The organism is Caldivirga sp. (assembly GCF_023256255.1).
Taxonomy (GTDB): domain Archaea; phylum Thermoproteota; class Thermoprotei; order Thermoproteales; family Thermocladiaceae; genus Caldivirga.
Genome location: NZ_JAGDXD010000022.1, coordinates 20,176 through 36,512, shown reverse-complemented (window position 1 = coordinate 36,512; position 16,337 = coordinate 20,176). Strand labels below are relative to the sequence as shown.

Annotated in this window: 19 protein-coding genes and 1 pseudogene; 8 read left to right on the top strand and 12 right to left on the bottom strand. The window is 43.1% G+C overall.

Going from position 1 to position 16,337, the window contains the following annotated elements; translation table 11 throughout:
- A partial coding sequence (locus Q0C29_RS03465; protein ID WP_291999265.1) for a hypothetical protein occupies positions 1-622 on the top strand: 622 nt, incomplete at its 5' end.
- A 622-nt stretch (positions 623-1,244) separates the two neighbouring features.
- Here Q0C29_RS03465 and Q0C29_RS03460 read toward each other — a convergent pair.
- Complete coding sequence (locus tag Q0C29_RS03460) at positions 1,245-1,592, bottom strand: hypothetical protein (RefSeq protein WP_291999264.1); 348 nt, start codon at positions 1,590-1,592, stop codon at positions 1,245-1,247.
- A gap of 50 nt (positions 1,593-1,642) precedes the next feature.
- On the opposite strand from Q0C29_RS03460, the gene Q0C29_RS03455 reads away from it, so the two are divergent.
- Positions 1,643-1,972, top strand: coding sequence for a hypothetical protein (locus tag Q0C29_RS03455; RefSeq protein ID WP_291999263.1), 330 nt, complete (start codon positions 1,643-1,645; stop codon positions 1,970-1,972).
- Here the strand turns inward: Q0C29_RS03455 and Q0C29_RS03450 are convergent.
- From Q0C29_RS03450 to Q0C29_RS03435, 4 genes are all read right to left on the bottom strand, one after another.
- Positions 1,969-2,148, bottom strand: coding sequence for a metal-binding protein (locus Q0C29_RS03450; protein ID WP_291999262.1), 180 nt, complete (start codon positions 2,146-2,148; stop codon positions 1,969-1,971). The two genes, Q0C29_RS03455 and Q0C29_RS03450, sit on opposite strands and share 4 nt — an antisense overlap.
- An 82-nt stretch (positions 2,149-2,230) precedes the next feature.
- On the bottom strand, positions 2,231-3,742 hold the full coding sequence (locus Q0C29_RS03445) for a gamma-glutamyltransferase family protein (protein ID WP_291999261.1): 1,512 nt from the start codon (positions 3,740-3,742) through the stop codon (positions 2,231-2,233).
- A gap of 171 nt (positions 3,743-3,913) precedes the next feature.
- Entirely contained in the window at positions 3,914-4,648 is a 735-nt protein-coding gene (locus Q0C29_RS03440; RefSeq protein WP_367173614.1) for a hypothetical protein, read from the bottom strand.
- Between the two features lie 251 nt (positions 4,649-4,899).
- Positions 4,900-5,685: a G1 family glutamic endopeptidase gene (locus tag Q0C29_RS03435; protein WP_291999259.1), complete on the bottom strand. Its 786-nt coding sequence runs from the start codon at positions 5,683-5,685 to the stop codon at positions 4,900-4,902.
- Positions 5,686-5,860: 175 nt separating this feature from the next.
- Here Q0C29_RS03435 and Q0C29_RS03430 point away from each other — a divergent pair, with 175 nt between their 5' ends.
- From Q0C29_RS03430 to Q0C29_RS03420, 3 genes are all read left to right on the top strand, one after another.
- Entirely contained in the window at positions 5,861-6,175 is a 315-nt protein-coding gene (locus Q0C29_RS03430) for a hypothetical protein (RefSeq protein WP_291999258.1), read from the top strand.
- A 118-nt stretch (positions 6,176-6,293) separates the two neighbouring features.
- Positions 6,294-6,761, top strand: coding sequence for a hypothetical protein (locus Q0C29_RS03425; protein WP_291999257.1), 468 nt, complete (start codon positions 6,294-6,296; stop codon positions 6,759-6,761).
- Positions 6,762-6,763: 2 nt separating this feature from the next.
- Entirely contained in the window at positions 6,764-7,321 is a 558-nt protein-coding gene (locus Q0C29_RS03420) for an ATP/GTP-binding protein (protein ID WP_291999256.1), read from the top strand.
- A gap of 401 nt (positions 7,322-7,722) precedes the next feature.
- Here Q0C29_RS03420 and Q0C29_RS03415 read toward each other — a convergent pair whose 3' ends face one another.
- The 3 genes from Q0C29_RS03415 to Q0C29_RS10835 all read right to left on the bottom strand — a co-directional run bounded on the left by Q0C29_RS03415 (position 7,723) and on the right by Q0C29_RS10835 (position 8,655).
- Positions 7,723-8,130 (bottom strand): PaREP1 family protein, encoded by a 408-nt coding sequence (locus Q0C29_RS03415; protein WP_367173613.1) that lies wholly within the window; start codon positions 8,128-8,130, stop codon positions 7,723-7,725.
- A gap of 64 nt (positions 8,131-8,194) precedes the next feature.
- The gene (locus tag Q0C29_RS03410) at positions 8,195-8,509 is read right to left on the bottom strand and encodes a PaREP1 family protein (RefSeq protein ID WP_367173609.1); all 315 of its coding nucleotides are present in this window, start codon (positions 8,507-8,509) and stop codon (positions 8,195-8,197) included.
- On the bottom strand, positions 8,437-8,655 hold the full coding sequence (locus Q0C29_RS10835) for a PaREP1 family protein (RefSeq protein WP_367173612.1): 219 nt from the start codon (positions 8,653-8,655) through the stop codon (positions 8,437-8,439). The genes Q0C29_RS03410 and Q0C29_RS10835 overlap by 73 nt, the downstream gene beginning before the upstream one ends.
- A 243-nt stretch (positions 8,656-8,898) precedes the next feature.
- Here Q0C29_RS10835 and Q0C29_RS03405 point away from each other — a divergent pair, with 243 nt between their 5' ends.
- Together Q0C29_RS03405 and Q0C29_RS03400 are read left to right on the top strand one after the other, a co-directional pair.
- The gene (locus Q0C29_RS03405; RefSeq protein WP_291999254.1) at positions 8,899-9,231 is read left to right on the top strand and encodes an aspartyl protease family protein; all 333 of its coding nucleotides are present in this window, start codon (positions 8,899-8,901) and stop codon (positions 9,229-9,231) included.
- A gap of 436 nt (positions 9,232-9,667) precedes the next feature.
- Positions 9,668-11,179: a 7-cyano-7-deazaguanine synthase gene (locus Q0C29_RS03400; protein WP_291999253.1), complete on the top strand. Its 1,512-nt coding sequence runs from the start codon at positions 9,668-9,670 to the stop codon at positions 11,177-11,179.
- Between the two features lie 186 nt (positions 11,180-11,365).
- On the opposite strand, the gene Q0C29_RS03390 is transcribed toward Q0C29_RS03400, so the two are convergent.
- The 3 genes from Q0C29_RS03390 to Q0C29_RS03380 form a co-directional block, all read right to left on the bottom strand.
- Entirely contained in the window at positions 11,366-11,500 is a 135-nt protein-coding gene (locus Q0C29_RS03390; RefSeq protein ID WP_291999252.1) for a hypothetical protein, read from the bottom strand.
- Positions 11,501-11,670: 170 nt separating this feature from the next.
- Complete coding sequence (locus tag Q0C29_RS03385) at positions 11,671-12,681, bottom strand: ATP-dependent 6-phosphofructokinase (RefSeq protein WP_291999251.1); 1,011 nt, start codon at positions 12,679-12,681, stop codon at positions 11,671-11,673.
- On the bottom strand, positions 12,678-13,478 hold the full coding sequence (locus Q0C29_RS03380; protein WP_291999250.1) for an aldolase: 801 nt from the start codon (positions 13,476-13,478) through the stop codon (positions 12,678-12,680). The genes Q0C29_RS03385 and Q0C29_RS03380 overlap by 4 nt, the downstream gene beginning before the upstream one ends.
- A gap of 252 nt (positions 13,479-13,730) precedes the next feature.
- Here Q0C29_RS03380 and Q0C29_RS03375 point away from each other — a divergent pair.
- Positions 13,731-15,488, top strand: a pseudogene (locus tag Q0C29_RS03375) (APC family permease); the annotation flags it as partial.
- Between the two features lie 40 nt (positions 15,489-15,528).
- On the opposite strand, the gene alaXM reads toward Q0C29_RS03375, so the two are convergent.
- On the bottom strand, positions 15,529-16,257 hold the full coding sequence (alaXM, locus tag Q0C29_RS03370) for an alanyl-tRNA editing protein AlaXM (RefSeq protein ID WP_291999249.1): 729 nt from the start codon (positions 16,255-16,257) through the stop codon (positions 15,529-15,531).
- Positions 16,258-16,337: the final 80 nt, after the last annotated feature.

Below are 16,337 nucleotides of genomic sequence, written 5' to 3'. Positions count from 1 at the left end.
AACGCTCGCCCCAGACTCTACCGTTACCATTCCTGTGCTCGTTTCTGCAAATGCAAGTTCAAACGAAACTAAGGCAAGCATTCTTGCAAATCTGACTTACTACTCAGCCAATTATGCAACAAAATATGCCTCCATACAGCAAATAAATTTAAGCCTTGCGCCTGCTGCCCAATTCCAGATAATAAATGAACGTTCGAGCATGATTCCTGGAGCTACAGACGTTCCTCTAGTTCTAACTGTAGAAAATACAGGGAACGAAGAAGCAACTGGAATAGAATTCAGCCTACAAAGCTTATACCCTATCACGCCCATAACAAGCACATATTACCTTTCAAAACTCATGCCCGGAAGCTCGGCAAACATAACATTTCTGGTAAGCTCTGATTCTCAAGCGATTCCAGGAAATTACCCGATAATTGTGTATGAGCAATGGCAGCAACCTAATGGTGCAGTAAATCAAGAGTATTCCCAAACAACAAATTATTTTGCGGAAATAAGCAGCAGCCATGCAAATGCATCGGAATATTACGCGATAGCAATAGCAATCGTGGCAATAGGAGCCATTCTGGCGTACGGTATTGCAACAAAGAAAAAGGGAAGAAGTAGCAAAAGCAAAAAGTAGCCCGCCTTACTCAGCATTTTTATATATTTCTCTTTAAATAATTAATGATCAAATGGCACAGCTTTCGGCGCCAGCACAGCAGGCAGGCATACTGAGCTTTTATGACGCACCGGAGAAAGGCCCAAAGGTGGAAGTTAAAACACTATTAATAGCTGTGCTGATATTTGTGATTGTGATAATAGTACTGGACAAAGTGCTTCCGCTCTAATGACTATTGTGCTCCTGCTAGGATTCAATGACTCTAGATTTGTTTATTCGACAAGTGCGAAAATGTCCTTTCTATTTTCTGTAACATCCCCCTGTTCGCCCATTACATAAAGTATCCCCCTTAGGGCTTCCTGGTCTAAGCCCAAGGTTTTAGATAGCTCATTAATTGTTTTTGGGCCGTCTTTCAGCTCTTTGATAATCTTTGGACTGTTCTTCTCCAGAAAACTGGTAAGTATTATATAATATTTTTTATTAATATCTAGGTTATTTTTCTCTTAAATTTATTTAAATACTTAGTATTGATTCCTAAGGTTCTGTGAGGATAACGCTATGTGGGTTATGTAACTTATCAATGAAGTTATTAGTGAGGAAACAGGAAGTTGGGAATTGAAGGAAGTTGCCTTAACTTAGGAGGTTACTTCCTCCTACTCTTTTTCTTACTTCTCCTTTTTGATTTCCTGGACTTACGCCTACGCCTTTTATGCTTCTTAGGCTCAGTGGTGGGTATCCTGTACTTAGCCACATCCTCCCAGTTTATTGAGTTAAGCTTACTAATCACTTCATCTGCTAGCTTATCAGCCACCTCACCTAATTCGCTCTTATTCATTGTTATAACTACGCTAACCACACCATTAACTAACTCACCCTCAATACCTAGTACACCCTTTAAGTATTGAATGAGCTTATCAACTGGTACGCCCTGAGGGGGGTTAATAATTACCCTAACTACCTCTCCATCAATCTCCTTGCTTATTGAACTCATTTAAGCTATTGCCGGGAATAGGTTTATAACGCTAAGCCCATTAATTAATCATGGTTAAGGGCAGGAGGAAGAGTAGGGAGGAGGGAAAGTCCGCGGCTATAACGTCATTCCTCCAACCTGAGGAATCAGTAGTAAAGGAGACTAAGGTGGGTGAGTCTACTGCAACTAGTGAACAGGGTGTTCAATTATCTGGTATTGATAATGAGGTGTATGAGTTCATTAAATCTAGGGGTACAGTGTCAAGGAAGGAACTTGAGGATTGGGGTAAGGTTAAGGGGTTGACGTCAGCCCAACTCTTTGGTGCAATATATAGGTTAAGTAAGCTAGGTAGGGTAAAGAGGAAAATTATTAATGATCAATTATCCTACTTAGCCAGTTAACCACCGGTGCGTTTAGGGGAGAGAACCTTCTCGTAAACTGGGCACCCATGGCCCTGGTTAAGGCAGAACTGTTGATAATACCTCTGCCTCATCTGCGGCCAAAGTTCAGGGGGCAGTAGGACACATCTCTCTCCATCTGCGGTCCTCTGTAGAAATATGCACCTACCCTGCTGCATGAGCATTAACCCTTAGTAGAACTCCTTTAAATCACTTAGCCACTGTTATTTGCCTAAAATTGTTAAATTAAAGGCATACTTATTAAAGCCCAAGGGCTAATCCATCACCCCTGATGTCCGAGTACAGTAGCTTAAACCCACTGTTAAGTGAAGCCAATATACTAGCCACCCCAGTGGCACCTGGGTAACTTAACGTAGTGTACTTAGTATTGAGACCAGTAGTGTCGTAACCATCCTCTATTAGGAGTTCACTATTGCTCCACAGGAACCTTGGCGCATCCACTGCTTCAACGGGGCTCATGCCGTAGTCAATAATGTTAGTTAACATTAATGCATGCTGCTGTGGCCTATAGTGGGCGCCTGATGTACCTAAGGCGTACTTCAACTCACCATCCTTAGTAACCATTACTGTTGATAATGTGTGAAGAGGTCTCTTCCTAGGCTCCAGGGCATTAGGCCCCCTTAACGAGAAGTCTGATGCCCTATTATTTAAAGTAACCCCGTAGTTGGGGTCGGTTACCAGTGAACCAAAGTGGTGGTATAGGCTTTGTATACCACTAACAACGTTACCGTAGCCATCAGCCACCACGAAGTACGTCGTATCCCCAGTACCACTTAATGAACCACCACTCTCACCGATACCCCTTAGGAAGCCTGGGTCAAGTAAATTATTAATGGGTACTTCAATAAACCTTGGGTCACCAATGAACATGTCCCTAGCCCTATAGGCCACTTTATAAGCATCAAGGTGCTTTATTATTCTATCGGCAGTGAATGGCCCTTTAGGCCTATAATCCTCAAGAAGCTTAAGTATCATTAATGTGGTTAAGCCTTGAGTATTAGGTGGAGTCTCGTTAACGGTGAAACCCCTGTAATTAACACTTAAGGCCTTACCCCACTCAGGCCTATAATCCCTTAAGTCACTGGCATTAAATACACCACCCAATGAATTAACGTGGGTAATTATTGATTCCCCTATTTCACCATTGTAAAACGCCTCATCGCCTTCCTCAGCAATTAACCTAAGTGCCTTAATAAGTTTAGGTATCTTAACAATACTCCAAGGTTCCGCATTAATTGGGTAAACAGCCTTAAATGAATCATCAATAGCGCCAGTTTTAACCACACTCCCAATAGCCCTAACTAAACTGGGGCCCGCTGGGAAGCCTGGTTCAACAGCCTTAATTACATAGTTAACTAAGCTGCGCCACTCAATGGACCCAAACCTCCTCCACATTGAGTATAAGCCAGCTAACATGCCTGGAACCACTGGAGATAAGGGACCCCTTAATGGTACCCCATTTAATCCCCTAGACTCTAATAATCCTTTACTTAACCCTGCTGGGGCCCAACCGGTGGCGTTTAGGAATTCCACCTCACCCTCACTAGCCTCATAGGTTAAGGCAACTAGGTCTGAACCTAACCCACCCAAGTGGGGTTGAACCACAGCCAAGGTAAGTGAGACTGCTACTGCAGCGTCAAAGGCGTTACCCCCACTTCTCAACACCTCTACGCCAACATTACTAGCTACAGGGTGTTCTGATGCAACTCCACCAATTTGACTAATCCACGGTGGTTTAGTGAAATGACCCATTCTAAAGACGCAGTATAGTTATTTATAAATCTACATTAGTTCCCGTACGCCTTAATGTTTAAACCCAGTTAACTTAATTCACTATAAGGTTTAGGACTTACGGTGACGTCAAGACTAAGGGAATGCGGTACTTTACAGCCATATTAAATATTATAGAGGTACCACTGCCTGTTAATCATGGAACATTGAGAACACGCCTAGTGAAATCATGAATATTCCCAGTATTCCTAAGGCTAACCTACCGGCCTTAGCCATCACGCTCCAATCCTTAACACTACGCATAACACCCTTATAGACTAGTAGCACTATTAGGGTTTGTGAGGCCCATGATCCGAAGCCAAACATGAAGCCCACTAGGAATGATAAGTTACTGGGCATTGCTGGTACTAAGGCAATGGTTAATATTAGTACTATTATGAAGTCACCGCCAAAGGCTGCGGCTAAGCCATGAATCCAAATTAACTTGAAGTCAGCGGTCCTAATACCCTCATGTTCCTCATGGTTGCCGAAAACTAGGTAGGCTGCAACACCAACCATAGTTACCCCTACTGTTAAGTCTACGTAAGGCTTCAAGACATCTACATCTAGTAAGCCCATTAGTTGACCAACTAGTGCGCTCATTAGGGTCCAAACTAAGGTTAATGCACCTGTGAAGACTATTGTTGATAAGATAACGCCCCTTATCGTCCTCTGCATTAAACCGTAGGATACTGTTATTGGCCAAGTGTGTTCGTCAGGTTTCAAACCATGAATAATCCCAATTACTAATACTGCGAGTAGCCAATATGGCCCCATTGATTTAACTATGTTTTTAGCTATGGGTTCAAGTATGTCAGGTAGGGAAAGTATAGCAACTATTATTGCTAATGCAACCGTTACAGCCAGTATTAGTTCCTTGCTGCTCACCGTGAGGCCCATAATTAGGGTTACCCGAATGGTATTAATAAACTTTATGTCTCATAATTCTCACTACCTAGTTAGTTTAAGTAAAATATAGACTAATATAAATGAGGGAACTACAGTATCATTAATATTTTAATATAAAATAATATAATTAATGAGTCTTCAGTAGTTACATGAACATTAGATCAATTATTAATGATTAGTGAATTAAAACTAATTTAATTTAAGTGAATGCCTTACCCTGCACTTGAAGCCTAACCGTATGTTACAGTGAAGCTTGAGCCGTCGGATGATAGTGCTGATGGATAGGCTAGGGTTTCACCATTATAATTAACCATGGTTATACTGGTTACTGATGGGAATGATCCAAAGGGTTCAGTAACTCCATTAATTGTTGCGTAGCATGTGCCAGGGATGCTTGTATAGTCCTGGCCATAGTAGGCTGTACCGAAGTTTGCTAGTGTGGATAAGTGGCCATTAACCATTGGTCTCTCCAGAATGCACTCTGCAGATGATAACTCAGCGCCACTAACAGAACCAGTCGTAGTGTAACTTTCACTCTCGCTAACATCATTTATCGTAACCTTAAATTCACTATTGCCAATGTAACTAACCGTAACCGATATTTTATCACCCGGTTTAACTGTGAAACCGGATATGAATACTGCAGGTGATGGGTAGAATTCGTACCAGGCATAGTAGTAGGCTTTCCCATGCTCGCATTCTCCAAGTACACCAGCCTGCTCCACAGTATTATCACTGTAGCCATCTAGACCAGCCCACAATGCAACGTAAGTAGTCTGCTTACTGCATGTTAGGCTAGGGACTATGAATGAGCCAGCTACACTAGTTACAGTGTACTTATTAGCGGGAACAACGTAACCAGCCCAGTTTAAACTAGCAACCTGCCCATTGACTTGACTTACCTTAATCATTTGATGTGAAAACACTACCAGTTTAGCGGTTGATAGTGAAAGCACCAGCATAAGTAGTGTTAACGCCAGTACACTAGCGCCTAAGACTATTCCCCTATTCTTCATGATGCTAGTAGTTTCTAGCTTCCTTTAAAGTATTACGGTTCGTAATGTGTATTTTAAGTATATTATCGATATTAGTAGCACATATTGATTACTTTAATATTAAAGGAATTAGGCAGAAGTTAGATTAATACGTTATGGGCGTAAAGGTTAAAACTAGGCCTTACCTCAAAGTTCAGTGAAAGTAACTTACGTTATTACTGATGGCAGGATGTTTAGGCTATTAATTGCTAGGAGAAATAATGGCTTCACTGGGGTACTTGAGTATGATGCTGAGGTTGAGGTTAAGGATGGTGACTTGGAATCAGTGTTAATTTTAGTTAATAACTTCATTAAGTCAGTAAGCAAGATAATAATCACTGGTGAGGTTGATGCTAAATTCTACAGGACTGATAGGGGCTGGGTAATGCTTAACCGTGGCCAAGTAAAGATACTTAATGAATTAACTGTTAATGATATTTTAAGCATACTTAATGTCCCTAAGGAGTCTTAGGATTCTATATCCCCTCAGCTAGACGTCATTTCACTTGGATTAAATATAAACATATAGTCATTAATGCAATATGATGCGGAAAACATATATACTACTCAACCATATGGTCTCTGGCTTAATGGGAACAAATGCCGTTGACCCGAACTCAATAGTTAAGGTTATTGCAGAGGAATTAGGCATTAGCATACTTGGCGTGCTGGTTTTCAGCAATAATGACATTGTGTTTGCGAGTGAATTACCTGGCGACTTGAAACCACTTATAACATCGCTAGTAGTATTCATTAATAAGGTTAATAGGATTAGTCAAGTTAAGGTTAAATCAAGTGATGTATACGTCTACGCTGTTAAAAATGATGAATTAACAGTAATCTTCCTAACTGAACCCCATGTAATGGAGGGTGCATTAAACCTGCTTAATAAGTATGTTGATAGGGTAATTAGGATTAGTAGGGAATTAATGGGTAAGGCTAAGGCCATTGAGCCTGCTGTTACAGTGGAGGGTGATGAAATCACTGAGGAGGATATACTAATGTTGATTGATTACTTCAGAAGTAAGCTAAGTGAACTTGAGGTTAAGGGTGATTGAGTTTGGCTAAGGTATTTAAGCTGGTGATAGCTGGACCCTATGGTGCAGGTAAGACAACCTTCGTTAAAACCTTGAGTGAAGTAGTGCCTATTGAAACCGACGTACCCAGTGTTGGTAAAAGCACCACCGTCGCCTTCGACTACGGTAAGTTAAGAGTTAATGATATTGTTGTTCACTTATTTGGTGTACCAGGGCAAGAGAGGTTCAGTTTCCTTTGGAGGATAGTTGCAAGGGGTATGCATGCATACATATTCATGGTTGACTCATCATCGCTTGAATCGGTTAAGGCAGCCGTATTCATGTATAATTACTTCACAAGTACATTCCCCAACACGCCTCACATTATTGCCGCTAATAAGCAGGACATAGCTAAGGTAAGCCTCAATGATGTTAGAACAGTACTAGGCGTTAAGCCTGAGATTAAGATTGTTCCATTAATAGCGGTAAATAAGAAGATGGTTCTGGAGACCCTTATAACGCTACTCAGTGAGGTTCATAGGTTAATGTACGGTTCAACCTTATCCTCAATCAGTAAGAGTGGTTCAGATACAGGAACATAAGGATTCAAGGCTAACCCCCACGTAATGGTTAGGGTTTAATTACGGTAAAATTACCGCGCCCTAAAGGGAATGGAGGACTTTCAATATTAAGTACAGACTCACGTTAGGTATATGGTTTAGTGATAATGTGAACAGTAAACCTCACCTTTTAAGGTTAGGTTGGGTTTAAATGCTCTAGTTGGAGTTGGGGTTTGGTTCCCTCTCTAGAAACTACTCAGTCAACTCAGCCTCCGCCATAGCCTCCTTAACCCTGGCCCTTGAGATTTCATTCAAGTTAATCGACATAACTGTCACTAATAAGTTACCTAGCTTAAGAACTGAAAAGTATACCAGTGTCGACTTGATTTATTCCTGGCCCAGGGCCTTAATGGTCTCGTTGACTAGTCCCTCAACCCTGCCCATTAATGGCTCAATATTTTAGTTTCATGAAAACCCCACACGTGCATTGAATAGCCTGCATTCCACCCATCCAATACCCAATCACCAAGCATTCTAGATAACCGGGAGCTTGCCTTAAGCAGTAGATAAGTGTACCATCTGCCTTCCTTAACTGCCTGCTGGTTCTCTGGGAGGTCGTATTTTTCGGCAAGGGCCTTTACAGCTTCCTCAACAGCCTTGTAGGCCTTCTCTGAGGCTTGGACAGCATTACCCCTATTCAAGTGCTCCTTAGCCTCAGCTAAATACCTCCTAGCCAATTCAAGCCTTAACCGCATTGATTCCGACGGGTCCCTTAGATATAATTGGGCCATGATCACGTCAATTACGTCAATACCGTATTTTTCTGCAGCATCAATAACCTCCCTAGGCATCTCCATTGGGTGATTAATTCGCCCCACCTTTAAATACTGATGGGTCATGTATTGTCCTTAGGGCTTAAGACTGGCGCATATTCGTTAACGATGCTAATAGCTTTCTGCCGCCCTCAATAATGCTCACTATATCCTGCTTAACCATGTCTAAGTCAGAGTAACGGCTGAGGACACCCTCAGGGTCTAGGCCATTGTACTGGAATTCATGTAAATCAAGCGCCAATTCCGTCAACAACACTACCTCATCACCATACTTAGACCTTAACAATGCGGCAACCTTCTTCATGCGCGTCATGGGCATTATAGCTACGATAAAATCAACGGCCTCAACCTTAATCCTCTCCCGTAACCTAACAATACCTTTAAACTCACTCGCCACTCGTTACGGGAATTCGCAGCCAGGGCGGCCAGGGTTGCTTTCCAACCCTGAAAGGCCTTACCTGCGGCGTTCCTATAAAGGCCATTTTCCAGAAACCTCTCAGCAAGTTCAAACTCATAAAGTGCTTCCTTAACCCTAACCTCCATATATTTATTCAGATCCTTCCAAGGATGCGTTATAGATTCCACATCATACTGTGAGTGTAGGGAATATATTCTTTAATTTAATCGAAATAACACTGCATTAAGCCGTATGGCTATTACAACATTGCTAAGAGGCTGAAGGTTTGAAAGAATGGATGAGGAACCATGTTGAGGAGGGATATTGATGCTTTAAAGATTTTAAACTGGAATGCAGGATTCCTACCGATGGGCCATGTGTAGGTTAATGTGAGGATCAGCAATATTAACCTCAGTAGGGTAGTTGAGGTTAAGGCCCTAGTCGATACTGAGGTTACTTTAACGGTAATACCTAGGTCATTGGCCAATGAACTCAGCTTAAGCATTACAGGTAAGTCTAGGATTGAGACTGGTGCTGGAGTTATTGAACTTGAGAGGTCTAGGGCCTGGGTCGAGATTGAGGGTAGGGGTGAGGTGGTTCCAGTACTTATATCAGACATTATAGATAAGATTCTGATAGGGGTAACAACCCTTGAGGTTCTTGAACTTGAGGTTGATCCACTAACTGGTAGATTAAGAGAACGGACACTGCTGCTTTATTAGTAAAAATTAACGCGCCTCCTTAGGGATTTAAGTGAAGTACAGCCTTCATTTAATGGCTTCAGCACGAACTATATCCGTGACTGCCATGCCCCTGGTTATGATTACAGCGTACTTAAAGCCTCGTTATTCATAGTGGGGATATAGTGAAGGGTTTAATTAAACTCTACTTATGGGGATTCTCAATCTCAATGGCCGCTGATCATGATGGGTTGCATTCTTTTTCATTGTAATAGGAGTCTTTTTGTATTTATTTTCTCTTTGTTTGCTTATTTTTCTTCTCCAGATGGTTTTATAATCAACTTGCTTATAGGCTTTTTGGTGACCCTGAGTTCCCAAGAACCACTCCAGAAGGGTGTTGAGGGAGCACCACTCCCAGGTGAGTGGTTAGCTTACACTTTACTAAAGCATTTAAACCTGCTGCTTAATCTTGGCATTAATGGTTGAATGTTCAGTTAGCGGTGTGCTAGTATTTGGGGAGTTGGATGAGACTAGGGTTAGGGGTATTGAGGGTAAGTTAAGGAGTATTGTGATGAGGGCTGAGGAGAGGGGTAGGGATAGTTGGGGTATTGTAACCATGAGTAGGAATGGGGAAATTAAGTCGATTAAATCACTGGGTAAGGCCAGTGAAACCCTACCTAATTATCCAAGGATACTGGATACTGATACTGTAGTGGCTATAGCTAATAATAGGGCTGAGCCAACGACAGAGTATGTTAAGGAAAAGGGGCTTAATGATATTCAACCAATGATTAGTGAATATGTGGTTGTTTCACACAACGGCACTATCGCCAATGATGTTGAGCTTGAGGGTAAGTATGGGATAAGGAAAATCAGTAAAATAGACTCATCAATACTACCACCCCTACTTGAGAAGGCTTGGGATGGTTCACTTGAGGGTCTTCAAAGAATACTTAGGGATGAGGTAGTGGGGTCCTTTGCACTAGCCATTATTGATAGGAGAAGACCAGGTAAGCTTTGGCTTGCCGTTAACTTCAAGCCCCTATACGTCATGTGGGATAGGGAATTAAACGCGCTCTTCTTCTCGAGCTTGGATACGTACCTTGAAGACCCTGATAAACCACCATGGGATGCTAACGTAATCAAGAGAATTGAACCATACAGTGTAATTGAAGTAACTAGGGATGGGGAGTGGCGTGTATTAAGGCTGTGGAGGGATGAACAGGGTAAGCCTAGGAGAGTGCTTGTGGTGGCTAGTGGGGGATTGGATTCTACAACTGCGGCAACGCAATTGATTAAACAGGGTTATGACGTTACACTGCTGCATTTTAACTACGGTCATGTTGCGGAGGGTCCCGAGGATAGGGCTGTTAGGAGAATTGCAGAGTTCCTTAATGTGCCATTACTTGAGGTTAACATGGACTTCTTCAAGATAGTTAGGCACTCACCATTACTCGGTGAGGGTGAGATTAATAGGAGGAGGAGTGGTATTAATGGTGCTGAATTCGCCCACGAATGGGTCCCAGCAAGGAACCTAGTCTTCATAGCCTTAGCCGTGGCCATAGCTGAGGCAATGGGTTACGACTACGTAGCCACTGGAGTTAACCTAGAGGAATCAGGGGCTTACCCTGATAATGAAATGGAGTTCATAAGGCTCCTTAATCAGGTAATGCCGTATGCAGTAGGCCCAAATAAGCATGTTGAATTACTAATGCCAGTGGGACACTTGGTTAAGCATGAGATCGTGAAACTAGGCCTAGAAGTTAACGCACCACTTCACTTAACTTGGAGCTGCTACGATAAGGGTCCTAAGCACTGCGGTCGGTGTGGGCCATGCTACATGCGTAGGTTAGCATTCAAGATTAATGGAATTAGGGACCCAGTGGAGTATGACTTACCACCGGAGGTTGAAGAGGAGTTCTGGAGAGGGACAAGGAACTACGTGATACCAGGTTCAAGAAAAAGTGAACGACTAACAACTAAAGGTTAATTTTCAATTATAAAATCCAAGTATTCACCAGCTTAAACTTTACCCTTGGTGAGTTCAAGTAGATGCTTATGCACCTTAGTTGTCGCTAATTCTGGGTGAAATGACGTGGCTATCATGTTGTCTTCCACTGCAGCGACGATAACATAACTAACTCTAGGATGCTTAAGCCTAGCAAGGATCTTAGTGTTACCCCCAGGTCTTAGTAATAGCAGGAGCCCTTATGAAGACAGCCCTTAGTGAGCCGAGGTCCTCTAGGTTAAGGTCCAATTCAAAGGAATCCCTTTGTCTACCAAAAGCATTTCTAACAACAGCTATGTCCATAACCCCAAGTGTAGGTTGTCCTGTTTCACACAAATTTTAGAAGTCTCGACGAATAATTCGGTATGAGACTGATGAGGCTAGTACGACATTGTTCTTAAAAGTAATTTAATACTAATTAGAGTTAAGTTAATAGATGATATTTAACCCGGAATAATGCATTAATTAGTTACTTAGTTTAGATCTCCCCAATAGGTCTCGTATAGTCTTAACCAGTACCCACTCACTAGCTTATTCTTACCCACAACCTCAACAATGGGTATATGGGTTAACTCACCATTACTATACGCCATCATTACGCCGAACTTATCGTTCTCAATAGCCTCATATGCCGCCGTAGCGTACCTTATTGCTAGAGTCCTATCAAACGCTGATGGCGGTACACCCCTTATTATGTGCCCTGGTATAACGGCCCTAGTCTCTATTCCAGTCACCTTCTCAATGTAATCAGCTAATTCATTACCAACACCCCCAAGTCTAGCGTGGCCGAATTCATCCCTTGGGCCACCGTACTCCTTAATACCCTCTGAGACTACTACAAGGGCCCAGTGCTTCTTCTCGTAAGCCTCCTTAACCCTCCTAGCCACTGAATCCCAGCTAACCTGCTTCTCAGGTATTAGTGTTGCGTCTGCCATTGTTGCTAGTCCTGTGTGTAGTGCTACCCATCCTGCTTCCCTACCCATAACCTCAACTACGCCAATCCTCTCATGAGACACTAACGTAGTCTTAAAAGACTCAGTAACATTAACAGCAGCATTAACAGCAGAATCAAAACCAATAGTAAAATCAGTACCAAAAACATCATTATCAATAGTCTTAGGAATACCCACAGCGTTCAAAATACCCCTCCTCTGAGCCTCACCAGCGGCGCCTAACGTGTCATCGCCCCCAATTGCCACCACTACGTCTAAGCCAAGCTCCTTAACATTCTTCTCAAGTAACCTAGCCCTCTCCTCATCCTTAAATGGATTAGTCCTGGAGGTCTTAATGTATGTTCCACCCGAGAAGGCGAAGTCAACTAGGTCCAGTGATGATATTTTCCTAACCTCCCTCTCAAGTAGCCCCTTCCAGCCATGGTATATTACGTAGACTTCATGATTCCTCTCAGCCAGCCTAACGAACGAGTACACTGCAATGTTTAAGCCAGGGGCATCCCCCCCTCCAGTTAATACTCCAATCCTCACTGCACCTCACCTGCCAGTTCCTCAACCTTCCTACCCTCGTAGACTAGTTTACCGAGTACCTGAGCGAACTTTAATGCGTCCTTCCTCTGCCACACATTCCTACCCACTGCTATGCCTAATGCACCAGCCTCAATAACACCCTCAACCTGCTTCAGGAACTCCACCTCAGTCTTAGTCTTTGGTCCACCTGACATTAGCACTGGAACCTTACCAGCCACCTTAACGGCCCAGGAGAATGTCTTAGGGTCACCCGTGTACTTAATCTTCATTGCATCAGCCCCAACCTCAAGGGCAACCCTAGCCGCGTAGGCTACTATTTCAGGTGCGGTCTCATCCTTTACTTTACCACCCCTTGGGTAAGACCATATTACTAGAGGTATATCGAACCTTAACGCATCCTTCTTTATTCTCGCAACCTCCTCAAACATCTTCCACTCATACCCACTACCAGCGTATATAGTGTAGCCAACGGCGCTTGCACCTAGGCTAACGGCCTCCTCAACTGTGCAATTGGCTACTGATAATGGTTCACCAGTGTACAGGTTTGTTTTACCATTGAGTTTAACTATTAAGGGTACACCCCCATCATAGTACTTCTCTGCTAATCCCCTCTGAAGCACAAGCCCATCAAATCCAGCGTCCTTAGCTAACTTAACTATGTATGCTGGGTCCGCTGAGTCAGGGTTCTCTAGGAAATCTGATGGACCATGCTCTATACCGTGGTCATACGCAAGTATTATTGATCGCCCCCTCCTTGCGAATATCCTCTTGAACTTATCCACTAATTCACCTTGCATACGAAACCCACTAGTATTTATCTTTTTAACCCTTCTAGTCATAGGTGTGTGATTTGTATAACTAAATATATAGAATAAGTAATTGATGAAGCTGGGGCTTTTCATCTTGCTGATTATCTAATGTTAATAAAGCCCTAATAATACCCATGATTAATGAGTAAAGGTTTATAAAGGGATACCTAATGACCCAGCCGATGAGTCTTCGATAATGGAGAAGTCAAAGTTAAGTTAAGGAAAACCCTAACGTTCAGTGACTTACTATTCCTATCAATAAGTGGAATGGTTGGGAGTGGTTGGTTATTTGCTGCACTGGCTGGTGCATCATACGCTGGTCCAGCGTCATTAATATCCTGGGTCATAGCAGCAGTACTGTTCATATTCATTGGACTAGCCTACGCAGAATTAGGATCAATGCTACCCTTCTCCGGTTCACTGGTTCGCATAGACCATTACGCGCATGGTTCAATATCAAATTACCTGCTTGGTTGGGCCTACTTAATAGGTGCAGCAACCACAGTGGCGATGGAGGCTGAGGCAATAATAATGTACACTAACAAGTATTTACCAGTGTTCAGTTCAGCGTCAGGTTACTTAACGCCACTTGGCATTACTGCTGCAGCAGCATTAATAGCGTTATTCACGCTCATTCAAATCATCGGAGTAAACGTATTCGGTAAGGTTAACACAGCCATAACAATATGGAAATTCATCATACCATCATTAACAGTAGTACTACTCATATCCCTCTACTTCCACCCAAGCAACTTCACCGCGTATGGTGGCTTCATGCCGTTGGGTTGGTCTGCAGTGTTCAGTGCAATGATACCAAGCGGTATAGTGTGGGCATATGAAGGCTTTAGGCAAGCCTTAGAGTACGCTGGTGAGGCAAGGAACCCCCACCGTGATGTCCCCCTAGCGTTAATACTTTCAATACTAATTACCGCCGGCTTATACGTAGCACTAGAAGTGGCTTTCATCGGAGGTATTGATTGGGGTAAGGTATTTCTCCAGGATAGTCAAGGTAAGTACACTATATTAATTAAGCCAGGTGACTGGCAGAACCTAGCTGAGTCTAATTGGGCTGGTTCACCATTCTACACTGAATTAGCCACAAGTGGTGTAGCCTTACTAGTTGCGTTTGCGGCTATACTACTCGTAGATGCTTGGGTATCCCCAGCAGGCACAATGGGCGTCTACATTGGTACCACCGCCAGAAGTTTTTACGGTTTTTCAAGACAAGGTTACTTCCCTGAGGTGTTCGGTTCACTGCATAAGAGATTCCAGACGCCCTGGTTCTCAATGGTATTCACCCTAATACTGGCGCTTCTCTTCCTACTCCCGTTCCCAACCTGGTACCAGATAGTAAGCATATCATCAACAGCCACTGTTGTTAACTACCTGGCTGGTGGTTCATCACTAGTAGTCCTTAGGAGAACTGCCCCAGAGTTAAGGAGGGGGTACCGTGTTTACTCACCGTGGTTAATAGGCTTAATCAGCTTCACTGCATCATCAATGTTAATATACTTGACGGGTTGGCCTAGCTTAGGTTACGTCTTCATTGTTACGGCCTTCGGATTACCACTAGTGGTACTGGGGTATAGGGGGAAGTTAGGCTTAAGCGCTAAGGAGAGTGCATTATTCTCCATAATTTACTGGGCTTCAATTGCGCTAGTAATGTACCTAGGCCTCATAAATGCGTCACTAAGCTTCACCATTTACTGGAGTGCATTCGCAGTGATAATGGTAATGTCACTGCTCTACCTTTACCATAAGTCCAAGGGATCCTACGCAGCCTTAGAGGTTTCCTCAGCATCATGGTTCATAGGCTACATGCTAATTATGGGTGCGTTATCCTACCTTGGCTCACTAGGCATGGGTTACTTAAAGTACCCGTGGGATTACTTAATAGCCCTAGCTGCCTCAGTAGTGTTCTTTGTGGTTTCAGTTATGCAGGGTTTCGAAACCAAGGAGTTAGCCGAAATTAAGGCTAAGGGCATGCCGATTGAGTAATCAACTTGAGTTTAAGCGCTTACTCAAATACCGCAAGTTTTTACGGTTTAACAGTGAAGTAAACCCTCTTCTTATTCCTACCCCTGTTCTCAATCTTCTGAATAATGATTTCCCCAATCTCCCTAGTGTTGGCTACATGCGGTCCACCATCAGCCTGAATATCAACACCAGGTATTTCAACAATCCTCCACTTATCACCAGGCGGCGGCTCCCTTTCAGCAAGCTTAACTATGCCAGGTACTTTAAGAGCCTCCTCACGCGGCATCCAGTAAACCTTAACCTCAACCCCCCTCTTAACAACCTCGTTAGCCTCAGTAACTATTTCATTAAATATCCTCCTAAGCTCCTCACCACCAACAGTGAGGCTGTAATCATCCCTAGCGTAGTCAGGCTGAATATCACCTCCAGTCACTAGGGCATTATACTTGGAGTAGGCTATGCCAGCCATTATGTGTGATGCCGTGTGAAGTTTCATTAACCTATAGCGCCTATCCCAGTCTAACACAACCTTAACATCATCACCATGCTTAAACTGGGGATTCCTATCCAACACGTGGATAACGTCATCAGTATCCCTCTTGTGGATAGCATCCACAATTCTGTACTGCTCGCCTCCAGCTATGATTAATCCAGTATCGTGAGCAACACCACCACTGCTTGGATGTATTATGGTCTTATCGAGAATGACATTATTACCGTCAACCGCGATAACCTTCGCATCCGCCTCCTTAAGGTAACTATCCTGCTGATACAGGTGAATAGTGGGCATAGCATTAGCCCAGTAACTAGGCTTATTATGCTTCACTGCATTAAGGAAACAATACCTAGCTAAGTGCCTTTTTAATTAAC

Bases quoted from the DNA above. Each gene is read 5' to 3' on its own strand.
- Q0C29_RS03435 (WP_291999259.1), bottom strand. From the start codon at position 5,685: ATGAAGAATAGGGGAATAGTCTTAGGCGCTAGTGTACTGGCGTTAACA.
- Q0C29_RS03455 (WP_291999263.1), top strand. From the start codon at position 1,643: ATGGTTAAGGGCAGGAGGAAGAGTAGGGAGGAGGGAAAGTCCGCGGCT.
- alaXM (WP_291999249.1), bottom strand. From the start codon at position 16,257: ATGCCCACTATTCACCTGTATCAGCAGGATAGTTACCTTAAGGAGGCG.
- Q0C29_RS03400 (WP_291999253.1), top strand. From the start codon at position 9,668: ATGGTTGAATGTTCAGTTAGCGGTGTGCTAGTATTTGGGGAGTTGGAT.
- Q0C29_RS10835 (WP_367173612.1), bottom strand. From the start codon at position 8,655: ATGGAGGTTAGGGTTAAGGAAGCACTTTATGAGTTTGAACTTGCTGAG.
- Q0C29_RS03450 (WP_291999262.1), bottom strand. From the start codon at position 2,148: ATGCAGCAGGGTAGGTGCATATTTCTACAGAGGACCGCAGATGGAGAG.
- Q0C29_RS03460 (WP_291999264.1), bottom strand. From the start codon at position 1,592: ATGAGTTCAATAAGCAAGGAGATTGATGGAGAGGTAGTTAGGGTAATT.
- Q0C29_RS03390 (WP_291999252.1), bottom strand. From the start codon at position 11,500: ATGGACATAGCTGTTGTTAGAAATGCTTTTGGTAGACAAAGGGATTCC.
- Q0C29_RS03445 (WP_291999261.1), bottom strand. From the start codon at position 3,742: ATGGGTCATTTCACTAAACCACCGTGGATTAGTCAAATTGGTGGAGTT.
- Q0C29_RS03415 (WP_367173613.1), bottom strand. From the start codon at position 8,130: ATGCCTAGGGAGGTTATTGATGCTGCAGAAAAATACGGTATTGACGTA.
- Q0C29_RS03425 (WP_291999257.1), top strand. From the start codon at position 6,294: ATGGGAACAAATGCCGTTGACCCGAACTCAATAGTTAAGGTTATTGCA.
- Q0C29_RS03380 (WP_291999250.1), bottom strand. From the start codon at position 13,478: ATGCAAGGTGAATTAGTGGATAAGTTCAAGAGGATATTCGCAAGGAGG.